Annotated in this window: 15 protein-coding genes and 1 riboswitch (1 of these 16 running past the window's edge); of the genes, 6 read left to right on the forward strand and 9 right to left on the reverse strand. The window is 52.4% G+C overall.

The genetic code is table 11. The annotated features are described in order from the left end of the window. Positions 1–1,589 carry the 5' portion of a TonB-dependent vitamin B12 receptor BtuB gene (gene btuB / locus V8L73_RS17890; RefSeq protein ID WP_422655600.1) on the reverse strand. The gene continues 259 nt to the left of window position 1, outside the view, so 1,589 of the gene's 1,848 nt are visible here — the first part of the coding sequence; the start codon lies at positions 1,587–1,589; its stop codon lies off the left edge, out of view. Between the two features lie 70 nt (positions 1,590–1,659). Then, positions 1,660–1,870, reverse strand: a riboswitch (cobalamin riboswitch). A gap of 123 nt (positions 1,871–1,993) precedes the next feature. Here btuB and trmA point away from each other — a divergent pair. Next, a complete protein-coding gene (trmA, locus tag V8L73_RS17895) occupies positions 1,994–3,097 on the forward strand; it encodes a tRNA (uridine(54)-C5)-methyltransferase TrmA (RefSeq protein ID WP_347253629.1) in 1,104 nt (367 codons plus the stop codon). 55 nt (positions 3,098–3,152) lie between these two features. Here trmA and V8L73_RS17900 read toward each other — a convergent pair whose 3' ends face one another. The 4 genes from V8L73_RS17900 to oxyR form a co-directional block, all read right to left on the reverse strand. Continuing rightward, on the reverse strand, positions 3,153–5,951 hold the full coding sequence (locus V8L73_RS17900) for an autotransporter outer membrane beta-barrel domain-containing protein (protein ID WP_347253630.1): 2,799 nt from the start codon (positions 5,949–5,951) through the stop codon (positions 3,153–3,155). A gap of 293 nt (positions 5,952–6,244) precedes the next feature. Next, positions 6,245–6,619, reverse strand: a complete 375-nt coding sequence (locus tag V8L73_RS17905) for a YijD family membrane protein (protein ID WP_347253631.1) — start codon at positions 6,617–6,619, stop codon at positions 6,245–6,247. Between the two features lie 31 nt (positions 6,620–6,650). After that, the gene (gene fabR / locus V8L73_RS17910) at positions 6,651–7,286 is read right to left on the reverse strand and encodes an HTH-type transcriptional repressor FabR (protein WP_027275062.1); all 636 of its coding nucleotides are present in this window, start codon (positions 7,284–7,286) and stop codon (positions 6,651–6,653) included. Positions 7,287–7,384: 98 nt separating this feature from the next. Further along, the gene (gene oxyR / locus V8L73_RS17915) at positions 7,385–8,302 is read right to left on the reverse strand and encodes a DNA-binding transcriptional regulator OxyR (protein WP_027275063.1); all 918 of its coding nucleotides are present in this window, start codon (positions 8,300–8,302) and stop codon (positions 7,385–7,387) included. A gap of 160 nt (positions 8,303–8,462) precedes the next feature. On the opposite strand from oxyR, the gene V8L73_RS17920 reads away from it, so the two are divergent. The 4 genes from V8L73_RS17920 to V8L73_RS17935 all read left to right on the forward strand — a co-directional run bounded on the left by V8L73_RS17920 (position 8,463) and on the right by V8L73_RS17935 (position 13,131). Then, positions 8,463–9,194, forward strand: a complete 732-nt coding sequence (locus V8L73_RS17920) for a glutathione peroxidase (RefSeq protein ID WP_027275064.1) — start codon at positions 8,463–8,465, stop codon at positions 9,192–9,194. A 146-nt stretch (positions 9,195–9,340) separates the two neighbouring features. Then, complete coding sequence (locus tag V8L73_RS17925; protein WP_347253632.1) at positions 9,341–10,789, forward strand: dihydrolipoyl dehydrogenase; 1,449 nt, start codon at positions 9,341–9,343, stop codon at positions 10,787–10,789. 141 nt (positions 10,790–10,930) lie between these two features. Then, positions 10,931–11,836, forward strand: a complete 906-nt coding sequence (eamA, locus tag V8L73_RS17930) for an O-acetylserine/cysteine exporter (RefSeq protein WP_347253633.1) — start codon at positions 10,931–10,933, stop codon at positions 11,834–11,836. 452 nt (positions 11,837–12,288) lie between these two features. Next, positions 12,289–13,131, forward strand: a complete 843-nt coding sequence (locus V8L73_RS17935) for a class I SAM-dependent methyltransferase (protein WP_347253634.1) — start codon at positions 12,289–12,291, stop codon at positions 13,129–13,131. Positions 13,132–13,185: 54 nt separating this feature from the next. On the opposite strand, the gene V8L73_RS17940 is transcribed toward V8L73_RS17935, so the two are convergent. The 4 genes from V8L73_RS17940 to V8L73_RS17955 form a co-directional block, all read right to left on the reverse strand. After that, positions 13,186–13,767: a hypothetical protein gene (locus V8L73_RS17940; RefSeq protein ID WP_347253635.1), complete on the reverse strand. Its 582-nt coding sequence runs from the start codon at positions 13,765–13,767 to the stop codon at positions 13,186–13,188. Between the two features lie 102 nt (positions 13,768–13,869). After that, positions 13,870–14,514: a CPBP family intramembrane glutamic endopeptidase gene (locus V8L73_RS17945; protein WP_027275069.1), complete on the reverse strand. Its 645-nt coding sequence runs from the start codon at positions 14,512–14,514 to the stop codon at positions 13,870–13,872. Between the two features lie 135 nt (positions 14,515–14,649). Continuing rightward, positions 14,650–15,948: an anaerobic C4-dicarboxylate transporter gene (locus V8L73_RS17950; protein ID WP_027275070.1), complete on the reverse strand. Its 1,299-nt coding sequence runs from the start codon at positions 15,946–15,948 to the stop codon at positions 14,650–14,652. 158 nt (positions 15,949–16,106) lie between these two features. Continuing rightward, entirely contained in the window at positions 16,107–17,537 is a 1,431-nt protein-coding gene (locus V8L73_RS17955; protein ID WP_027275071.1) for an aspartate ammonia-lyase, read from the reverse strand. Positions 17,538–17,678: 141 nt separating this feature from the next. Between V8L73_RS17955 and V8L73_RS17960 the strand changes: the two genes are divergently transcribed. Further along, positions 17,679–18,626: a LysR family transcriptional regulator gene (locus tag V8L73_RS17960; RefSeq protein ID WP_027275072.1), complete on the forward strand. Its 948-nt coding sequence runs from the start codon at positions 17,679–17,681 to the stop codon at positions 18,624–18,626. The last annotated feature ends 28 nt before the right edge of the window (positions 18,627–18,654 follow it).

The following is an 18,654-nucleotide window of genomic DNA, read 5'->3' on the forward strand; positions in this document are numbered from 1 at the left end:
CAATCAAGCTGATATTTCGCTTTCTGCTTGGAGCGACGCGCTAAAACTTCATCATCCTTATCGCGACGCGGATCGAGATACTCCAGCGTTATCCGATGTTCAACCGGCCCGGTGCTGAATGTACCGCTCCACTCTACCCCCTTAATGGTCGCCGATTCGATGTTGTAATACTGCCCTTCCCAGGTAACGGGATCGGACTCATAGCCAATCAGGTTAGTCACCTTATTGCGATAGGCCGAAAGGCGCCAATTCAGCGGCCCAGAGTCCCCTTCAAGCCCAACTTCCCACTGGCGGGATTCTTCCGGCTTCAGGCCTTTGTTGGAAGAAATAGAAAAACGTTCTGAACCATACTGTTGGCCCAGAGTAGGCGCCAAGAAGCCGGTGCCATAGGAAAGCGTCAACCGGTAGGAGGGAATGAACTCCCAGGCCGCCGCCGCCTGCCAGGTCTCATGCCAGCCAAACTCTTCGTTGTCGTCGGTGCGTACCGCGCCTTCAAACAGGAAATTACCCAACGCCTGTTGGCCCGTAAAGTAATAGCCTGAGTTGTCTCGCTTATAGCGATCGGAAGCGTAGTTATCCGACGACTCCAGCTTCTCCTGACGCCAGTCGACGCCAGCGTTCAGCACCGTTTTATCAAAGTGATAAGAGTTGCCCCATTGCACGCTGCGCTGCGTTACGTCGTCCAGCGTCGTGCCGTCTTTGTAGCGCCCTTTGATGCTGTCGTAGTTATAGTCCTTATACCTTTGATAGCTGGTGATAAGCTGGGAAGAGAAGCTTCCTTCAAGAAAGCGCAGTCCCATATCATAATTACGGCTGTAAAGCTGGCGCTCGTCACCGTAGCTGCCGTCATATTCCGTATTGTTGCCGTAGCCGTATGCGCGCAGAAAACCGGAAAACTGAGATGAGAACTGTTGGTCAATGCCGGCCCACAGCGACTTGCTTCTGAAACCATCGCGATCGCTGTCGGGTGGGTAAGAAGAAGATGGCTGAATATTGAATCCGCGGGAGTCCTCAAACGAGCCCGCCGCCGTTATTGTCGTTTTCTCGCCAAAAGTATGGCGAACGCTGCCGTCATAAAGCTGATAGTGGTTTGAACCAACGCCGGCCTCAATCTGCCCGCCGTCTTTATCGCGGGTAGTGATAATATTAATCACGCCTCCGATGGCCTCGGAACCGTATACCGCCGAGCGAGGCCCGCGAATAAACTCCACGCGCTGCACCAGAGAAATCGGCACCTGATTAAAGTCCGCCGCGCCCATAATGCCCGATACAGGAAGGCGAATGCCGTCCACCAGCACCAGAACGTGACGGGATTCGGTTCCGCGTACGTAAAGGCTGGTTGACTGGCCGCGTCCACCATTTTGGGAAATATCCACGCCGGGCAAACGGCGCAATACGTCGGTCAGGCTTTTTGACTGCCAGAGGTCTATCTGATCTCGCGTAACGATGTCCATCGGCGCAAGCACGGTCGATACCGGCTGGGGGAAACGATTTGCCGTAACCACCATCGTTTCTGCATCATCATCCGCCCATGCGGAAAAAGCCAACGCGGGAAGCGAGGCCAGTAACATTCTCTTTTTTATAAACATAAGGTTAAGCATCCAACGTCAGTTGCAGGATGCCGCAAAAAGACAGCGCGTAGTACGCGACGGCTGTTTTCCATGCGACAGGATCCCGGCAGGTCTTCGGGCTTAAGAACATTGATGGCCAACGACTTCCCATTTAATAAACAGTGTCTGTATCCAGCCGTAGCCGATACGGTCGCCATCGTTCTATTTACCGCTGCGCGTCAGCTCTGGATTTGCACCAGATTCCCTTTTCACGTTGAAGCCTTAAAGGCTCCATGCAGACCGGAACCACACATGCTACAGGCTGTTAATATGGATGTCTAGACTGCTATTTATTGAAAATCCCTTGAAAGGCTAGACATCATCAGGTCATGCCCTACAATGCCGCCTTAAGATAATTTCAACAGCATCAACCCGAGACGCCGATGACGCCAGAAATACTCCCAATAGAAAACTATGACGCCCAACTGACGGAAAAGACCGAGCGCCTGACCGCCATGATGGCGCCCTTCGGCGCGCCGAAGCCGGAAGTTTTCGCCTCGCCGAAAAGCCACTACCGCATGCGGGCGGAGTTTCACATCTGGCATGAGGGGGATGACCTTTACCACGTCATGTTCGACAGAAATACCAAACAGCGAATTCGCGTTGACGCGTTTCCCGCCGCTAGCGAGCTGATAAATCGGCTCATGCCTCAGCTTCTGAATGAAATCAAGCCTCATCATTCGCTGCGCTACAAGCTGTTTCAAATTGACTATCTGTCGACGGTAAGCGGCGAAGTCATCGTTTCTCTGCTGTACCACCGCAAGCTCGATGACGAATGGCAGCAGCACGCCGCCAGCCTGCGGGAAAGCCTGCAAAAGCAAGGATTCAATCTCCAGCTTATCGGCCGGGCGCTAAAACAAAAGATTTGCCTGGAGCGGGACTACGTGGATGAAAAGCTGACGGTAAGCGGTAAAGAGATTATTTATCGCCAAACGGAAAACAGCTTCACTCAGCCGAACGCCGCCGTAAACGTACATATGCTGGAATGGGCGCAGCGCATAACTGAAGGCTCTCGCGGCGACCTGCTGGAGCTCTACTGCGGCAACGGTAACTTTTCTCTGGCGCTGGCGGGCAATTTCGATCGCGTGCTGGCTACCGAAATCGCCAAACCGTCCGTAGCCGCCGCGCAGTACAACATCGCCGCTAACCGAATTGATAACGTTCAGATCGTTCGCATGTCGGCAGAAGAGTTTACTCAGGCAATGCGGGGCACGCGGGAGTTTAACCGCCTGCAGGGCATCGATTTAACGAGCTACCGCTGTGAAACCATCTTCGTCGATCCGCCGCGCAGCGGGTTGGATGAGCAAACCGTTCGCTTGGTACAGGAATATCCGCGCATTCTCTACGTTTCCTGCAATCCCGAAACGCTGTGCGATAACCTGAAGACGCTGAGCGAAACGCACCGCATTACCCATCTGGCGCTGTTCGACCAGTTCCCGTACACCCATCACATGGAAAGCGGCGTACTGTTGGAAAGAAAAGGTTAACGTTTCCCCCATAAAAAAGCCCCAATCACCGTTGGGGCCTTCTAACTAAAATAAACTAGAACAAATACTTTACGCCAAACTGGGCGCTGGTGTCGCTATAGCCGTCAGCGCCTATCTGCTGGGCCACATTGCCCCAAACGTTAAAGTTCGCGTTGATTTGCCCCTCAACGCCCAGCTTAACCTCACCCACGTCTTTTGCACCGACCTGCCGGTTTTCTTCCCCGCCGATCTCTACCGCAAAATCTCTCATTAGGTGCAGCCAGTTAATTTCCACAAACGGTTGAAACAGGCGCTGTTTATCGGCATCGCTATCGTGGCGCCCCTGCGCGTAGGCGCGCAAGCCTAGACGGGTCAACAGGTTTCCAGACGAGCCGTCCGCAGCCATACTTCCGTTCTCCTCGCGATGGTCATCTGCCTTAATTCCCATCCAGACCACCTGCGCCTTTGGCTGTAGCCAATAGCTATCGTGAGCTTTTTCTCCAACCTTAAAGCTGTATCCCCCCTCCAGAGAAGATGAAATCCCTTTTGAACGATACTTCTCTGTCGCCAAGCCATCACCGTTTACCTGATTTTTAAACCAGCCGTACTGTATCCAACCGTCCAGATAGGCACCGGTTTTATTCGCTTCGTTTGCATACCAGGTTCCATAGGCCCCCACGCTGTAACCTTCGACCTGCCCGCGTGAACGATAGTGGGTCAGCGAAGACTGCGTATTGTTTTGACTATTGCCATAGCCCGCCATTAATCCCAGATGCAGCCGACTGTTGCCATTGCCGTACCACTGCGCGATATCGCCCCCCATCTGGGCTACGTAGCGGTTGCTCTGGGTTTTTAGCTGCTCGCTGCTTTCGCGAAAACGGTTATGTCCGCCAACCTGGCGCAGCCACAGGCTCGTTACGCGGCGTTCGCCCGTTAACACATCGGTATACTGAGTTTCTCCCAGCCTGTCGTGCAGCCGGGTAATAAACATCGTATTTGCCGCTACGCGGTTGGCTAAATAAGAGCCCGACTCTGGACGGACAACCCTGTCGGCTGGCGCAGGCTCCGGTTTGGGATCGGGGATAGGATCGTTCTGAGGATCGGGCTCCGGGTCAGGATTAACGGGCGTAACGGGTGACAGAGCGCTGGTCAGATACCAGTTCTTTTCCGTCGCGCTATCCTGACCACGAACCAAAAAGTAGTCATATAGGCCAGCAACAATCCGCCCTGACTGCTCAAAAGTGCCGTCCGAGTTCCCGCCAACGGTAATCAACTCAATACCGTTTATCGTATCCGCGCCCTGCCCGCCAATATTATTTACGGCGACATAAGTTCTACCCGACGTATTGCCCGCAATCTCTAAACGATCCGTCGGTGAAGCATCATCACCTAGCTGAGTATTAATTACGATAAGGCCGTTTTGGCCGCTGTAGTCACCCGCAACGCTAAGCGTTTTAAACGAAGCTCCGTCGTTAAGAAAATTCAGCGTAGACTGGTTGAGCGCTAAATCCGTCAAAGACGAGTTAGCAGTCATGTCCCAGACGCTGCGCTGACCGCTTAGCGTCAAGTTTACCTGCCCCCCATTTTTTACTGACGTTCTACCCCAGATATAGGAATTATCGCCGGCGTTCGCATTAATTTGTGCGTTAGATGATTCAATGATGCCGTAAGAAGTCAGCTTGCCGTCGTTGACGTTGATAGAAGCGCCGTTAGAGGCATACATTGCATAGAAAGCCTCATCTTTCGTCCTTTCACTGCCCAGGCTGACGTTTTTATTCAGTTGGATATTCCCGTTATCCGGAGCATAAAGGTAAACGACGCTTTTGGCCTTACTGGCGTAGTCTGAAAAATCGGCGGAATAGTTCCCTTCGACAGTTACAGAACCTCGGCGGCTGTATATGCCATAAAAGTTATTACTGCTCTCCGTCGTCGCCTGATTGTTAAAAACAACCGACGTGTCGTTCAAACGCGCATTGGCGTTATCCGCCATAACGCCTCGAAACGTGCTGCCGGTGGAGGTTGCCGCAGCGGAAAGCGTTATCTCGGCAGAGCCGTCCAAAGAAAGGCTGAGGGTATTATTGTTATAAAGATTCTTACCCGAGGCATAAATGCCAATAACTTGCTGAGTCTTTCCTTCGCCCGACAGGCGCAGACTTGTGTTACCGCTGGAGGTTAAATAGCCATTGAGGGAATACAGGCCGTAGCTATAGGCATTATCGTTTTTTACAGACGACGTCAGGGAGGCATTGCGATATGACAGGCCAAGCCCGGCGGACTCAATGCCCCGAGAAGCTTCACCGCCCTGTAGCGTTATCAGCAGGTCTTCCGCCTTGATGTAATTGAGCCCGGCGCTGTTGCATCCGGTCGTACCTCCTGAAGACGCAAGCGGCAGGCACTGAGAAAGAATGCCAGACACCGTTTGGTTACTGGTGACATCAATCGACGTCAGGCCGGTTAACTCCATATGGCTCAGATCGTTAACGCCTACAGAGTCGTTGGCAACGCCAATCGTATATTTTCTGCCGCCGCTGCCTACGGCTTTGACTGTCAAGTCATCGGCTTTAAAAGAGTTGTTATTGCCTCTGATATAAACCGCATAAGTATGGGTAGGATCGCCGGTACCAAATCCGGTGGAAGTCACGCTTGAACCGGAACCAAGATCGAGCGTCCCGTTGCCATCGCTAAACACCAATCCAGGCCAATAGCGGCTTGCGTCAGTCACCGTAACGGAACCGACGGCAGAAATGTTTTTGTTGGTAAAGTCAATGTGAGTGGTATCACCGGAAAGCGTTTCCGCTTGAGACGGAAAACCATGCAAATAAGTTGCGGCAATGATAAAAAAGCCGGCTTTATTCCCTAAGCCAAGATTACGCATAAGTTCCTTCTTATGTAAAAAGCAGACTATATATTCAAGCGGTTAGCGGAACATTCTGTGTTCACACGTATAAAGCGACAGCTTTTGATAAAAACTTAAGCTACCTGATAGATTTATTTTAATTTCTGAAAAGAATTTTCTGAAAAACAAAATTAAACGTGAATACGTTGAAAATAATAATATCACAGAGAGGTAATATTAATAAAATGATTAATAGATACTAAAAAGAGGTAGATAGCCAACTCTTAAATATTTTCAATACCTAAGAGCTGGTCTATTAATGGACATTGCGATTAGTCGGCCTGTTTGGCCACCTTGCGGCGAGAAACGATATTGAGCTTGTGGCCGATCCAGAACACCAGCGCCACGCAGACGATCGTTAGCAGGAAGTTAGAACCCATCCCGTTGTACTGCGCGCGGATAACGGCGCTGTATAAAAACAGCCCCAGCAGGAAGCAACAGCCCGCAAGCGACGGCGTACCTTCCGGCATCGGCTGAGAAACGTAGCGTTGATGCAGGAAATAGATAGAAAACCCCAGCGCAATCAGCGGGAAAATGGAAAAGGAAATAACGGAATCAAACAGCGCATTGAAGGAACCGTTAAGGGATATGCCGACGATAAACGCTATCAGCAACGTGCCGAATTCTTTTTTTGTTTTTTCTGTCATTACTGCTCTCCTTCGTTTCTTCTACCGCGATTTACAGCGAAACGGGCACTGAACCCTTCTCTTGTTCCCGGCGATACCAATAGTACACGCCTTTAGAAATCATCCTCAGCTGTAAGACTAGCCGTTCCTCCAGCTGATTGCGTTGGGCTACGTCAATATCCAACGCTTCTGCGCCGGCGCTGAAAACGATGGTGACCATCGCTTCGGCCTGCGCTTCGGTAAAGCTTCTGGGCATCTGGTTCGCCTGTTCCAGGTAGTCCGCCAGCTCAGCGATAAAGTGCTGAATTTCACGCGCAACGGCGGCGCGAAACGCCGCAGATGTCCCTGAACGCTCGCGCAGCAACAGCCGAAAAGCGTTAGGGTTATGGTCAATAAATTCCATAAACGTGGAAACGGAAGTGCGGATCACGCTGCCGCCCTTAGCGATGCGCTGCCGCGCCTGACGCATCAGCTGACGCAGCATAAGGCCGCTTTCGTCCACCATCGTTAACCCCAACTCGTCGACGTCGCGAAAGTGACGATAGAACGACGTTGGCGCAATACCCGCTTCTCGCGCGACTTCGCGCAGGCTCAGGCTGGCAAAGCTGCGTTCTGCGCTAAGCTGACTAAACGCCGCCTGAACGAGAGAACGGCGCGTACGCTCTTTTTGTAGTGCTCTGACGCCCATCACGTCTTGGTTCCCCACTTGTTTCTGTCTGAAAAACCGCGCATTCGTTTAATGCCGCTCTCTATTGGACCGAGAAACGGCGCAGAATGCTTAGCAACCTATGCCGTTTTTTTCTGTTCCGACTCAATGACGCTCGGCATATGCTCGGCAATACTTTCCGCCAGCTGTTCATAGCGAGCGCGCAGCGGCGAACCAGGGCGATAGACCAAACCGATAGTACGCTTAGGCTCCGGCTTAAAGCAGGGCAAATAGCAAATACCGTCGCGCTCGCGCTCAGGCGGCGTAGCTAACAGGGGCAGCAGCGTAATGCCGCTGGCGGCGGCCACCATGTTGCGCAGCGTTTCCAAGCTGGTCGCTCGGAAATGAGAGTCTTCATCGGCACCGGCCTGGAAGCAGAAACCCAGTGCCTGATCGCGCAGGCAGTGGCCGTCTTCCAGCATCAAAAGCTTCTCGCCGGAAAGCTCCGACATCATAATTTTATCGCGCCCTGCCCACTTGTGATCGGAATAGATAGCCAGGCGCATCGGCTCATCGTACAGCGGGATCTCAATGAAGGACTCCGTCTCTTTCACCAAAGCCAAAATGGCGCAGTCGAGCTTACCGCTGTCCAACTGGGACAACAGATCTTTAGTCTGCGCTTCATGCAGATACATCTCCAGCTTGGGAAACGCCTTGTGCAACATGGGAATGATGTGCGGCAACAGGTAGGGGGCGACGGTCGGTATCAGGCCGATATGCAGCGGTCCGGACATGGTTTCGCCCTGCTGGCTCGCCATTTCTTTTAATACTTTGACTTCCCGCAGCACCTTTTTCGCCTGATCGACCAGCAGCATCCCCGCTTGAGTAAACAGCACTTTACGGCTGGTACGCTCGAGCAGCATAACGCCAAGCTCATCTTCTAACTTGCGGATTTGCCCGCTCAGCGTGGGCTGGCTGACGTGACAGGAATCCGCCGCACGCCGGAAATGGCAGTGTTCCGAGAGCGCGACGAGGTATTCTAAATCTCGAATATTCATAACCTAATCCCTTACCTCAAGATAGACAGTGTCAATAGATAGAATAGTGACTAACGATTATACCTATTAACCTACCACATGGATAATCCACATCAACGAAAACATGACATACGGCCACAAAAAAATGCGCCGTCAAATCAACAGGCTTACGAGGATATCCATGTTTACATCACGCGAAGGACAGAACGTACCGCAAACCACTTTTCATACGCGCCAGGGAGATCGTTGGGTTGATGTCACAACGGACGATTTGTTTGCTAACAAGACCGTCATCGTATTTTCTCTGCCGGGCGCCTTTACGCCAACCTGTTCATCCAGCCATCTGCCGCGCTACAACGAACTGGCGCCGGTGTTCAAACAGCACGGCGTTGACAGCATTCTGTGCGTTTCCGTTAACGACACCTTTGTAATGAACGCGTGGAAGTCCGAACAGAGCGCAGAAAATATTACCTTCATTCCTGATGGAAACGGCGAATTCACTAAAGGCATGGGCATGCTGGTCGAGAAAGCCGAACTGGGCTTTGGCCCGCGCTCATGGCGCTACTCCATGCTGGTACGCAACGGCGTGGTTGAAAAAATGTTTATCGAACCGAACAAGCCGGGCGACCCGTTTGAAGTTTCAGATGCGGACACCATGCTGAAGTACCTGGCGCCGGACTGCAAGCTGCAGGAGTCCATCGCCCTGTTCACCAAGCCTGGCTGCCCGTTCTGCGCGAAAGCCAAGCAAATGCTGCAAGAGCGCGGCCTTCAGTATGAAGAAATTATCCTTGGAACCGACGCGACGACCGTCAGCCTGCGCGCCGTGACCGGTCGCTCAACGGTACCGCAAGTCTATATCGGCGGTCGCCACATTGGCGGCAGCGACGACTTGGAAGCGTTATTTGCGGCCTGATGGTTTCAACCAAGCAATATGATGTAGCGCCCGCAGGCAGAAGCCTGTGGGTGAAAGAGAGCACTCCTGTCTAGTTTTAGTTAGCCAATGGTAAGTTTTGGCGGACTTCGGTCCGCCTTTTTTTTCTCTCAGGGAGCCCCAACAGAATGAAAGAGTTACAGGTTGACGTCGCCGTCATCGGCGGCGGAACCGCCGGCCTCGGCGCATACCGTTCGGCAAAGCGCTTTACCCCCAGCGTAGTGATGATAGAAGGCGGGCCGTTCGGCACCTCCTGCGCCCGCGTCGGCTGTATGCCCTCCAAACTGCTGATCGCCGCTGCTGAAGCGGTGCACGAGATTGAAAAAGCGCCTGAATTTGGCATCCATACGACGGGAGAAATCAAGATTAACGGCCGAGAAGTCATGGGCCGCGTCAAGCGTGAGCGCGATCGCTTCGTCGGCTTCGTGCTGGAAGGCGTTGATGAAATCCCGGCAGAAGACAAAATCCTGGGCTACGCCAGGTTCCTCGACAACAACACGCTTCAGGTTGACGACCATACCCGCATCGTTGCCAGACGCATCGTCATCGCTACCGGCTCTCGCCCAAGCTGGCCCGCACCGTGGAATTCCTTAGGCGATCGCCTGATTATTAACGACGACGTATTCAATTGGGACGACCTGCCCACCTCCGTCGCCGTTTTTGGCCCGGGCGTTATCGGCCTTGAGCTAGGCCAAGCCCTGCATCGCCTTGGCGTCAAGGTGACGATGTTCGGCGTTGGCGGCGCCGTCGGCCCGCTAACCGATGCGGCAATTCGTCAATATGCCGAAAAAACCATCAATCATGAATTTTATCTCGATCCGGACGCAAAGGTTGAGATTATGGAACGCCGCGGCGACGCCGTATTCATCCGCTATCAGGATAAAGCGGGACAGGCGCAGGAAATTACCGTCGACTACGTGTTGGCCGCCACAGGCCGCCGCCCGAACGTAGACAATATCGGTTTGGAAAATACGACGCTTGCGCTGGACCCACGCGGCGTCCCCGTCGCGTCGCCTCAAACGATGCAAACCAGCGTAGCGCACATATTCATCGCCGGCGACGCCAGCAACCAGCTTCCGCTGCTGCACGAAGCCAGCGATCAGGCGCGCATTGCCGGTGAAAACGCAGGATCCTATCCGGAAGTTTCCCCAGGCCTGCGCCGTAGCCCGATATCCGTCGTGTTCTCCGATCCGCAGATCGCCATGGTAGGCTCAACCTATCGTGAGCTTAACCAGAAGTTCAGCGCCTGCGGCTGTTTTGAAGTAGGAGAGGTCTCGTTTGAAAATCAGGGCCGCTCCCGCGTTATGCTGCGAAACAAAGGCCTGCTGCACGTTTACGGCGAACAGGGCACCGGTCGCTTCCTCGGCGCAGAGATGATGGGCCCAGGCGCAGAACACATCGCTCACCTGCTGGCCTGGGCGCATCAACAGCAGATGACCATCGGCCAAATGCTGGACATGCCGTTCTATCACCCGGTTATCGAAGAGGGGCTGAGAACCGCCCTGCGCGATCTTCACGCCAAGCTGCGCCTTGGCGACGATGAAATCGAACGCTGCCAGCGCTGCCCCGGCGATTAAGCCAACCTGCGCCTGCGCGACCAATGCGCGCGGGCGCAGCCTTTTCATCATTAAACGTCCTATAATTTAACGCCGTCAACTATACAAACCATTTTCACCTCGCTACATTCCTTCTTTACCTATAAAAAATCGAGACAAAAAATGACGCGTAAAGACGGATTTCTGGCGCTGCTGGTCGTTATCATATGGGGCATCAACTTCGTGGCGATAAAGATGGGGCTCCAGAATATGCCGCCCCTGCTGCTTGCCGGCCTGCGCTTTCTGCTGGTTGCCGTTCCCGCGATGTTCTTTATAGCCAGGCCCAAAATACCGCTGTCTTTACTACTGGGCTATGGGCTTACCATCAGCTTCGGCCAGTTCGCTTTTTTATTCAGCGCCATCAAGTTCGGCATGCCGGCCGGGCTGGCTTCACTGGTCCTTCAGGCACAGGCGTTCTTTACCATCATTCTCGGCACGCTGACGTTTGGCGAACGCCTACAGGCCAAGCAGTTTATCGGCATTGCGCTGGCCGTCGTCGGCATACTGGTGCTGATTGAGGGAAGCGTCAGCGGGCAGTCCGTTACCGTCCTCGGCTTCCTGCTTACGCTGGGCGGCGCGTTCTGCTGGGCAAGCGGCAACATCTTTAATAAAAAGATCATGCTGCTGCCGGAACGTCCGGCGATTATGTCGCTCGTTGTATGGAGCGCCCTGATTCCCATCGCGCCATTCTTCCTTGCAAGCTACCTGTTCGAAGGCGAAGGCGCCATACGGCAAAGCCTTGAGGCCATCAACATGACCACGATAATTTGCCTGCTCTATTTGTCCTTTCTGTCCACCATCGTCGGCTACGGCCTGTGGGGAACTTTGCTAGGGCGCTATGAAACCTGGCGCGTGGCTCCGCTGTCGCTTTTAGTACCCGTTGTAGGCATGGCGAGCGCAACGCTGTTTTTAGACGAAACGCTTTCCCTTACTCAGATATCGGGCGCGGCGCTAGTTATGGCAGGTTTGTACATTAACGTGTTTGGGCTGAAGATCCGCCGCCGAATGAAAAAAGCGAGTTCGAGTTAAAATTACCTGGTTTATATTCACTAATGCGGCAGCGCCCGGCGGCAAAGTAACAAGTCAATTTAACCCACCTTCCGGTGGGTTTTTGCTGTACGTCACACCTTGAAAAGCGGCTCTCGCGTTTTACAACACTTTCATTTAGAGTGATTGCCAGATCTACTCTTTCCCCTTAACTTCTTCCGAGGTCTGCCTATTGGAAACTGTGTCAAATCAATAAACGCTGCGGCTTAATGCCCGCACGTTGACGCCATGCTTAGCGCGTATGCGCATAGGCAGCGGTCTTTGATTGCACAAAATTCCGGCACGCCTCGCTCATTGAATATTCCATTTGAAAGACAAACTGAGCGCATCGCTTTTCTATTCCGTGTCGGATTTTGTTGCCCGTATTTTTACCGCTCACTCAGGTGAGTAATGAACGGGATAAAACGCCCGATAAACACGTAAGGAATCCACTTATGACGCTCAGCAAACTTATTCATCGCAAAATCCCTCTTACCGCCGATGTGGGAAGTGGAAAAATTCCCTGGAATGAGCCGGAATTCAGCGCCCGCATGCTCAACAATCACCTCAGTCAAGAACACGACTGGGCTAGCCGACGCGGAGAGCTTATTGAACGGCACGTTGAGTGGATAGCCCAGCGCCTTGCGAAAAAAGCCCGCATTCTCGACCTCGGCTGCGGTCCCGGCCTGTATCTACAGATGCTGGCCCGAAAAGGGTATCAGTGCAGCGGCGTCGACTTCTCTCCGGCCGCAATCGACTATGCCCAAAAGCGTGCGAAAGAAGAAACGCTGGCCATCGACTATTGCTGTGAAGACGTAAGGACCTTTTCCCCGGTCGGAAATTACGACTTTATTATGATGACCTTTGGCGAACTGAACGTCTTTAGCCGGGACGACGCTACGCGGTTGGTCAACGGCGCCGCATCGTGGCTTGCGCCAAACGGCCAAATGTTGATTGAAGTACACTCATGGGAAGAAGTTCGTCGTCAAGGCCTACGGCCTTCAACGTGGGAAACGCTGTCGACCGGGCTGTTTTCCGAACATCCTCACCTGTTGTTGACCGAAAGCGCCTGGGACGAACAGAAAGCCGTCGCGTCCACCGCCTGGTGGACTATCGACGCCTGCGCTGAAACGTCCTTTTTTACCAGCCACATGCAGGCCTGGAGAAACGACGAATATCTGGAAATGCTAAAAAGCGCGGGGCTTGAGGACATTTTCCAACTAAAGGATACCGAATGGCCGGTGGGACAAGCGTTTGATAACGGGTTGTTTGTACTTTGCGGGCGAACTCGCAAATAGGCTAAGCCATATACCAGACGGGAAGGAGCGACAACCAAAATGCCCTTCCCTTCTTCATTCCAACGCCTCGCGCTGACGTACTATCCTGTCGATAAGCGCCGAACAGGTTGTCGCCAGCCGCCTTTCATATATCTGCATGTGGTCGATTAAGTTACGCAGATCGGACAGCTCCTGCACCGTATAGGAGACGGCGCCGGGCTTCTTGATATTATTGCGATAGTCTGCTGGATTCGCATTAAGCAGTACGATCGCATCTCGATGAGGCAATCGCTTGGCGGCGAAGTGCGCCAGCAGGTTCCTCTGCGGGCGACAGCGTTTGATTTCCTCTAAATCGGCCTGAAAGGCTTTCAGCATGTCGTCTTCCATATAGGGCGCACAGCCGTCTTTGATAGCGTCGATCATGCGGTGTATCGACAGCTTCCCGCTGATGCTGGGCTTCTGGAAAGAGGGCGTTGACGAGAGAAACGCATACAGCCGCTGAATGTTAAAGTCCATAAAGTTATAGACCTGCACATAAAGCCCGACGAGAACAAAGTCATCCCTGTCGAGATTATCAAGCTCGCCGATGTCCAGACGGCGAAACTCTTCATTTAACGTTACGGCCTCTTCTGCATTCATATCTTCCGGTGAGGTCATTCTTTTTCATCCCATAATGTTGGCGCAACCGTTTAACCATAAGCGTTTTAGGATATATCAGAACAAGCTTTAATATTCAAACGAGAAGAAAACGAACGCTCGCTATAAAAGCGTCACGACGGCGCACCACGTATTAAACAGTGAATGAAGCACGATAGGCATAATCAGCCCTCGGGTATGTATTCTGACAACGCAAAGAATGGCTGAAAAAGCAAACAGGCTTACAAACGTCGTCGGCATGACGTACTGCGTATGCAGGAGAGAAAAGATTAAAGAGGTCGTAACGATACCGACCGTTTTTGAACGCGGGCCCCAGCCGATGCTGGCGTTTAAAAGCAGTCCGCGAAAGATAATCTCTTCATTGACTGGCGCCAGTACGATAAACACCACCGCCAGTGCGACTTTGACCATTGGAGAATGGGAAGGAAGCTCACCGACCCAGGGTTCAGGCATTCCAAGAAACGCACCAATGACTACGAGTATAAAAATCGCCAGCATGGGCAAAGGCAGATCGCGCCATGCAAACTTTCCCAGCGTCAAAAAGCGATAGCGTTTCGAATATTCCCACCAAAAGATCAGCGAACAGGGCAGCAGCAGGAAAAAATGCATGACGAAGGCGGCCATTCCCGATTGATAAAGATAGGCATAGTTCGGCAGCAGCAGCATCACGTACGACAAAGCATACCAACAGAAAAGCGCCGCCAGGCAAAAAAAGGTGTGCTGTAATCTATCCGATTGATTATTCATATCGCTAACTGGCTGTCCCCATATCCGTCTGACGGCGCATTAATTTCAGGAAGCATTATAAATAATCGGCGGGCGGGCGTCTCATGAAAACGGCTACCCGCCCTTTAAGACGGATAGCCATAGATGCCCAAGCCGCTACAACACGAGTTTGGAGAGGACAAAGCCAAAGGGCACTGCGCAGAGTATTGAGATGCATCCTGGCAAAAAGAACGGATGATTAACGACCTTCGAGCCGTTCCAGCGCTTGCTTAAAAACGACCCCGTATCGTCAGTGGCGATAGCAAAGGCGGTCGTTGGATAAATGTTGGTGATGTATAGCGCGCTGACGGCGACGAACCCGGCGAGGATCGCATTGGGACTGATGCCTATCGACGCCGCAATCGGCATCAGCAGAGCGCAGGTCGCTCCCTGGCTGAAAAGCATTGAGCTTGTAAAGAAGAACACTACCGCCAGCAGCGCCGGATACTCCTGCAGCATCTCCTTGGCGAAGTCTTTTATTTCCGGCACGTGTACGCCGATAATCGTACTGCTGAGCCACACAATCCCCAAAACGACAACCAGCGATTCAGCGCCAGACTTAAATAAGGGCGTTTCCTTAATGTCCTTAAACGCGATTTTACAGACAAAGATCGTCACCGTAGACACGATGAACATAGTAATAATAATCAGATCGCGCGAGCTGACGCCGTGTTTGATAAAGGGTTTAAACAGCAGCATGCCGACGACAAAAAGCACGCCAAGCAGGAAAATGCCAACCGAGAGTTTCGCATTTTTCTTAACCAGAACGTCTTCCGGCTTGCGAATATTCACCAGATTGGCCTTCAGGCGCTCCTGATATATAGGATCTTCGGCCAGACTGACGCCCTGCTTATTGGCGATAAACGCCGCGACCAGCATGGCAAACAGCGCGGTCGGAAAAATAACCAACAGCGCAGAGCCGAAGCTAACGCCCATTGTTTCCACCGTCGCGTACATAATCGCCGTCGCCGCCGAGATTGGTGATGCGGTAATTGCAAGCTGTGAAGCCACGACCGCAGAGCTTAAAGGCTGGCTCGGCCTGATGCCGTTATCTTTCGCGACTTCCTGAATAACGTTAAGAACGGACATTGCGGTATAGCCCGTTCCCGATAAAACGGTTAATACAAACGTCACGCTCGGCGCCAGAATATTTAAATACTTTGGATGATTGCGTAATAGCCTGTCGGTAAAGTTGACCAAATAATTCATTCCTCCGGCCTGCTGCATAACGGCCAGTGCAATAATGACGGAAAGAATAATAAGCATAACGTCAATAGGCGGATCGCCCGCCGGTATTCCCAGAATAAAAACGGCGATCCCAAGCCCCACGCCGCCTGCAAAGCCTACGCCAATGCCGCCCCACCTTGCGGCGACCATGATTGTGCCCAATAGCAATACGATATGCAGTATTAACATATTATTCTCCATCGTCTTGTCGTTATATTTATAGAACGAACTTAATTTCTATTTTTTCGTTATTCTGAATTTCGGATAAAAGCCTCCTTTGCCATGGATACGATGAATATCCATGGCCCCAATACAACTCAACTCTCTTTTTCTAATACAGCGGTAAATTAACTTATTCCGTTTTCATCCCGATAGCGTTTCAATGCCGCGGCGCTTCTTTTCGGATCGGTCATCACCATCGGGTCCAACAAATAGTCGGCCTGTTCCGGCGTCAGGAGGTTTTCCTCCAGCACAATCTGTCTTACGCTGCACTTTTTCCCATAGGCGGCTTTAGCGACGCGGGAGCCGACCTGATAGCCGAACAGAGATGAAACGACGGTCGCCAGCGCAGTACTTTCGCGCGCATAGCGTTCGCTCACCTCTTCGTTGATCTCAATGCCCGCCAGGCACTTATCGATAAACAGCGGAATAACGCGGGTAAGCAAAGTACAGGACTCAAACAGCGCCTTGATAATCACCGGTTCCCAAACGTTAAGATCCAGCTCGCCGCCTTCCACCGCCATCGTGACGGCGACGTCGTTGCCGATAACCTGATAGGCTACCTGATTGACCAACTCCGGCATGACGGGGTTAATCTTGCCCGGCATGATGGAAGATCCCGGCTGAACGGCGGGAACCCTGATCTCATTAAAACCCGCGCGAGGGCCCGAGCCCTGAATGCGGAAGTCGGTCGCCATCTTGGACAAAAATGCGGCTATCTTCTTTAACTGCGCGGAAATATCGAGATAAAAATCGCCGTTTTGCAAACCGTCAAAGAAGTCATCCTCCGGACGATACTTTTCCCCCGTCGCGGCCTCGAGGCACTGATAAACCGCGTCCAGATAGCCCTCATGCGTAGACAGCCCGGTGCCGATCGCCGTCGCCCCCAGAGGCAAAGCCAGCGCGTCCTCATTTGCCTGAGCCAGACGTTCCACAAGCCTGGCGACCTGTGAACGATAGCCGCCAAACTGTTGGCCAAAGGTCATCGGCACGGCGTCCTGCAGGCAGGTTCTTCCCAGCTTGACCTTATTTTCAAAGGCACGGCTTTTTTCCGCCAGCGCGGCTTCAAGCTTCTGAAGCTCGGTAACCAGCAGCTTGACGTTAACGCGACAGGTCATTTTCATCGCCGCCGGGATCACGTCGTTGGTGGACTGCCCCATGTTAACGTGGGTATTAGGATGAACGGCGTCATAGCCTATTTTCCCGGTCATGATTTCATTCGCCCGGTTAGCCACCACTTCATTCATATTCATGTTGGTCGACGTCCCACCGCCGCCCTGAAAAATATCGATAGGAAAGTGGGCGTCAAACGCGCCCTCCATAACTTCATCCGACGCCTGAACTATCGCATCGGCAATCCCTGCGTCCAGCGCGCCAATCTGTGCGTTAGCCTGCGCCGCCGCCCGTTTGATAGCGGCAATGGACCAGAGAAAAAAGGGCACGTCGACGGCGGTTCTGCCCGATACGGAGAAATTGTCCACCGCCCGCTGGGTTTGTATTCCGTAATAGGCATCGGCCGGTATCATTAACGTTCCTAATAAATCTGCATCTTCCCGCATAAGAGATCCTCATCAAATAAATAGTCAACAAGGCCACTCTACGTTTTAACCAACGTAGAAAAGCTGATCCACGTCAATGAAAAAAAAGTACAAAAAACATAGATATATTTTATTAAAAAATCTAATAGTTCAACAAACCCTATGAAAGAGATCCTCTTTGACTTCAGGCAAATTCAGGCTTTTCTGGCAGTCGTTGAAACAGGCGCGTTCACGTCGGCAGCAAAGAAGCTGGGGCTAACGCAATCCTCCATCTCCCAACAAATCGCCAATTTGGAAGGCGCGCTGGATACCGAACTTATCAACCGTTCGCAGCGCCCTATTCAAATGACCGTCACCGGGCAGGAGCTCTACCGATTGGGTACCAAACTGGTCAATGAAGGGAAATATCTGCAGGACAGGCTCAACGCTATCCGTCAGGGGCAAATATCCCACCTCAGGATCGGCTTCGTCGATTCCATCAGCAAGACGGTCGGGTTGGATATCCTTCAGTTCTTACAGCCTAAGGTTAAGCATATTTATCAGATAACGGGAACGGCCGCCGGCCTGCTGAGCGCCTTGACCAAAGGGGAGATCAATCTTGCTATCACTATGATGCACACCGAAATGCCAAACAGCGTGAAGATGTATCCGCTGATCGAAGAGGAGTTTCTGTGCATATGTCCCAAAGACTGGCCGGAAACCCGTTTGGAAGAGCTGTGCCAAAATCGGGACTATATCGCCTATACCAGCAACACGCCGACCGGCATGCAGACCCTGAACTGGCTGAAGTGGAACAACCTCCACCCCAACATTCAGTTTGAAATCACCGACGCGGACGACATCCTCAAACTTATCGCTAAAGGCTACGGCTGGACGCTGACCACCCCGCTCTTTATCTCCATCGAACCTGCACTTTCAGAAAAGCTCAAGCTGGTCAAAATTGACCACAAAAAGGCGAACAGAAAGATCGTGCTGCTGTGCAGGGACGACGAGCTATCCGACTTTTATCAAACGCTCGCGCCGGAAGTAAAAACCATTCTGGAAAAAATGCTGGAAAATCGCTTCTACCGCATGATGCGGGCTGAAGGGAAGGCGTTAGGGATTTTTTAGCTGGCGGAGTCCTAAAAAAAGGGAAGGC

The organism is Leminorella grimontii (assembly GCF_039789245.1).
In the GTDB taxonomy this organism is placed as follows: domain Bacteria; phylum Pseudomonadota; class Gammaproteobacteria; order Enterobacterales; family Enterobacteriaceae; genus Leminorella; species Leminorella grimontii.

Bases quoted from the DNA above. Each gene is read 5' to 3' on its own strand.
- oxyR (WP_027275063.1), bottom strand. From the start codon at position 8,302: ATGAATATTCGAGATTTAGAATACCTCGTCGCGCTCTCGGAACACTGC.
- V8L73_RS17940 (WP_347253635.1), bottom strand. From the start codon at position 13,767: ATGACCTCACCGGAAGATATGAATGCAGAAGAGGCCGTAACGTTAAAT.
- V8L73_RS17955 (WP_027275071.1), bottom strand. From the start codon at position 17,537: ATGCGGGAAGATGCAGATTTATTAGGAACGTTAATGATACCGGCCGAT.
- V8L73_RS17945 (WP_027275069.1), bottom strand. From the start codon at position 14,514: ATGAATAATCAATCGGATAGATTACAGCACACCTTTTTTTGCCTGGCG.
- V8L73_RS17905 (WP_347253631.1), bottom strand. From the start codon at position 6,619: ATGACAGAAAAAACAAAAAAAGAATTCGGCACGTTGCTGATAGCGTTT.
- trmA (WP_347253629.1), top strand. From the start codon at position 1,994: ATGACGCCAGAAATACTCCCAATAGAAAACTATGACGCCCAACTGACG.
- V8L73_RS17960 (WP_027275072.1), top strand. From the start codon at position 17,679: ATGAAAGAGATCCTCTTTGACTTCAGGCAAATTCAGGCTTTTCTGGCA.
- V8L73_RS17935 (WP_347253634.1), top strand. From the start codon at position 12,289: ATGACGCTCAGCAAACTTATTCATCGCAAAATCCCTCTTACCGCCGAT.
- fabR (WP_027275062.1), bottom strand. From the start codon at position 7,286: ATGGGCGTCAGAGCACTACAAAAAGAGCGTACGCGCCGTTCTCTCGTT.
- eamA (WP_347253633.1), top strand. From the start codon at position 10,931: ATGACGCGTAAAGACGGATTTCTGGCGCTGCTGGTCGTTATCATATGG.
- V8L73_RS17925 (WP_347253632.1), top strand. From the start codon at position 9,341: ATGAAAGAGTTACAGGTTGACGTCGCCGTCATCGGCGGCGGAACCGCC.
- V8L73_RS17950 (WP_027275070.1), bottom strand. From the start codon at position 15,948: ATGTTAATACTGCATATCGTATTGCTATTGGGCACAATCATGGTCGCC.
- V8L73_RS17900 (WP_347253630.1), bottom strand. From the start codon at position 5,951: ATGCGTAATCTTGGCTTAGGGAATAAAGCCGGCTTTTTTATCATTGCC.
- V8L73_RS17920 (WP_027275064.1), top strand. From the start codon at position 8,463: ATGTTTACATCACGCGAAGGACAGAACGTACCGCAAACCACTTTTCAT.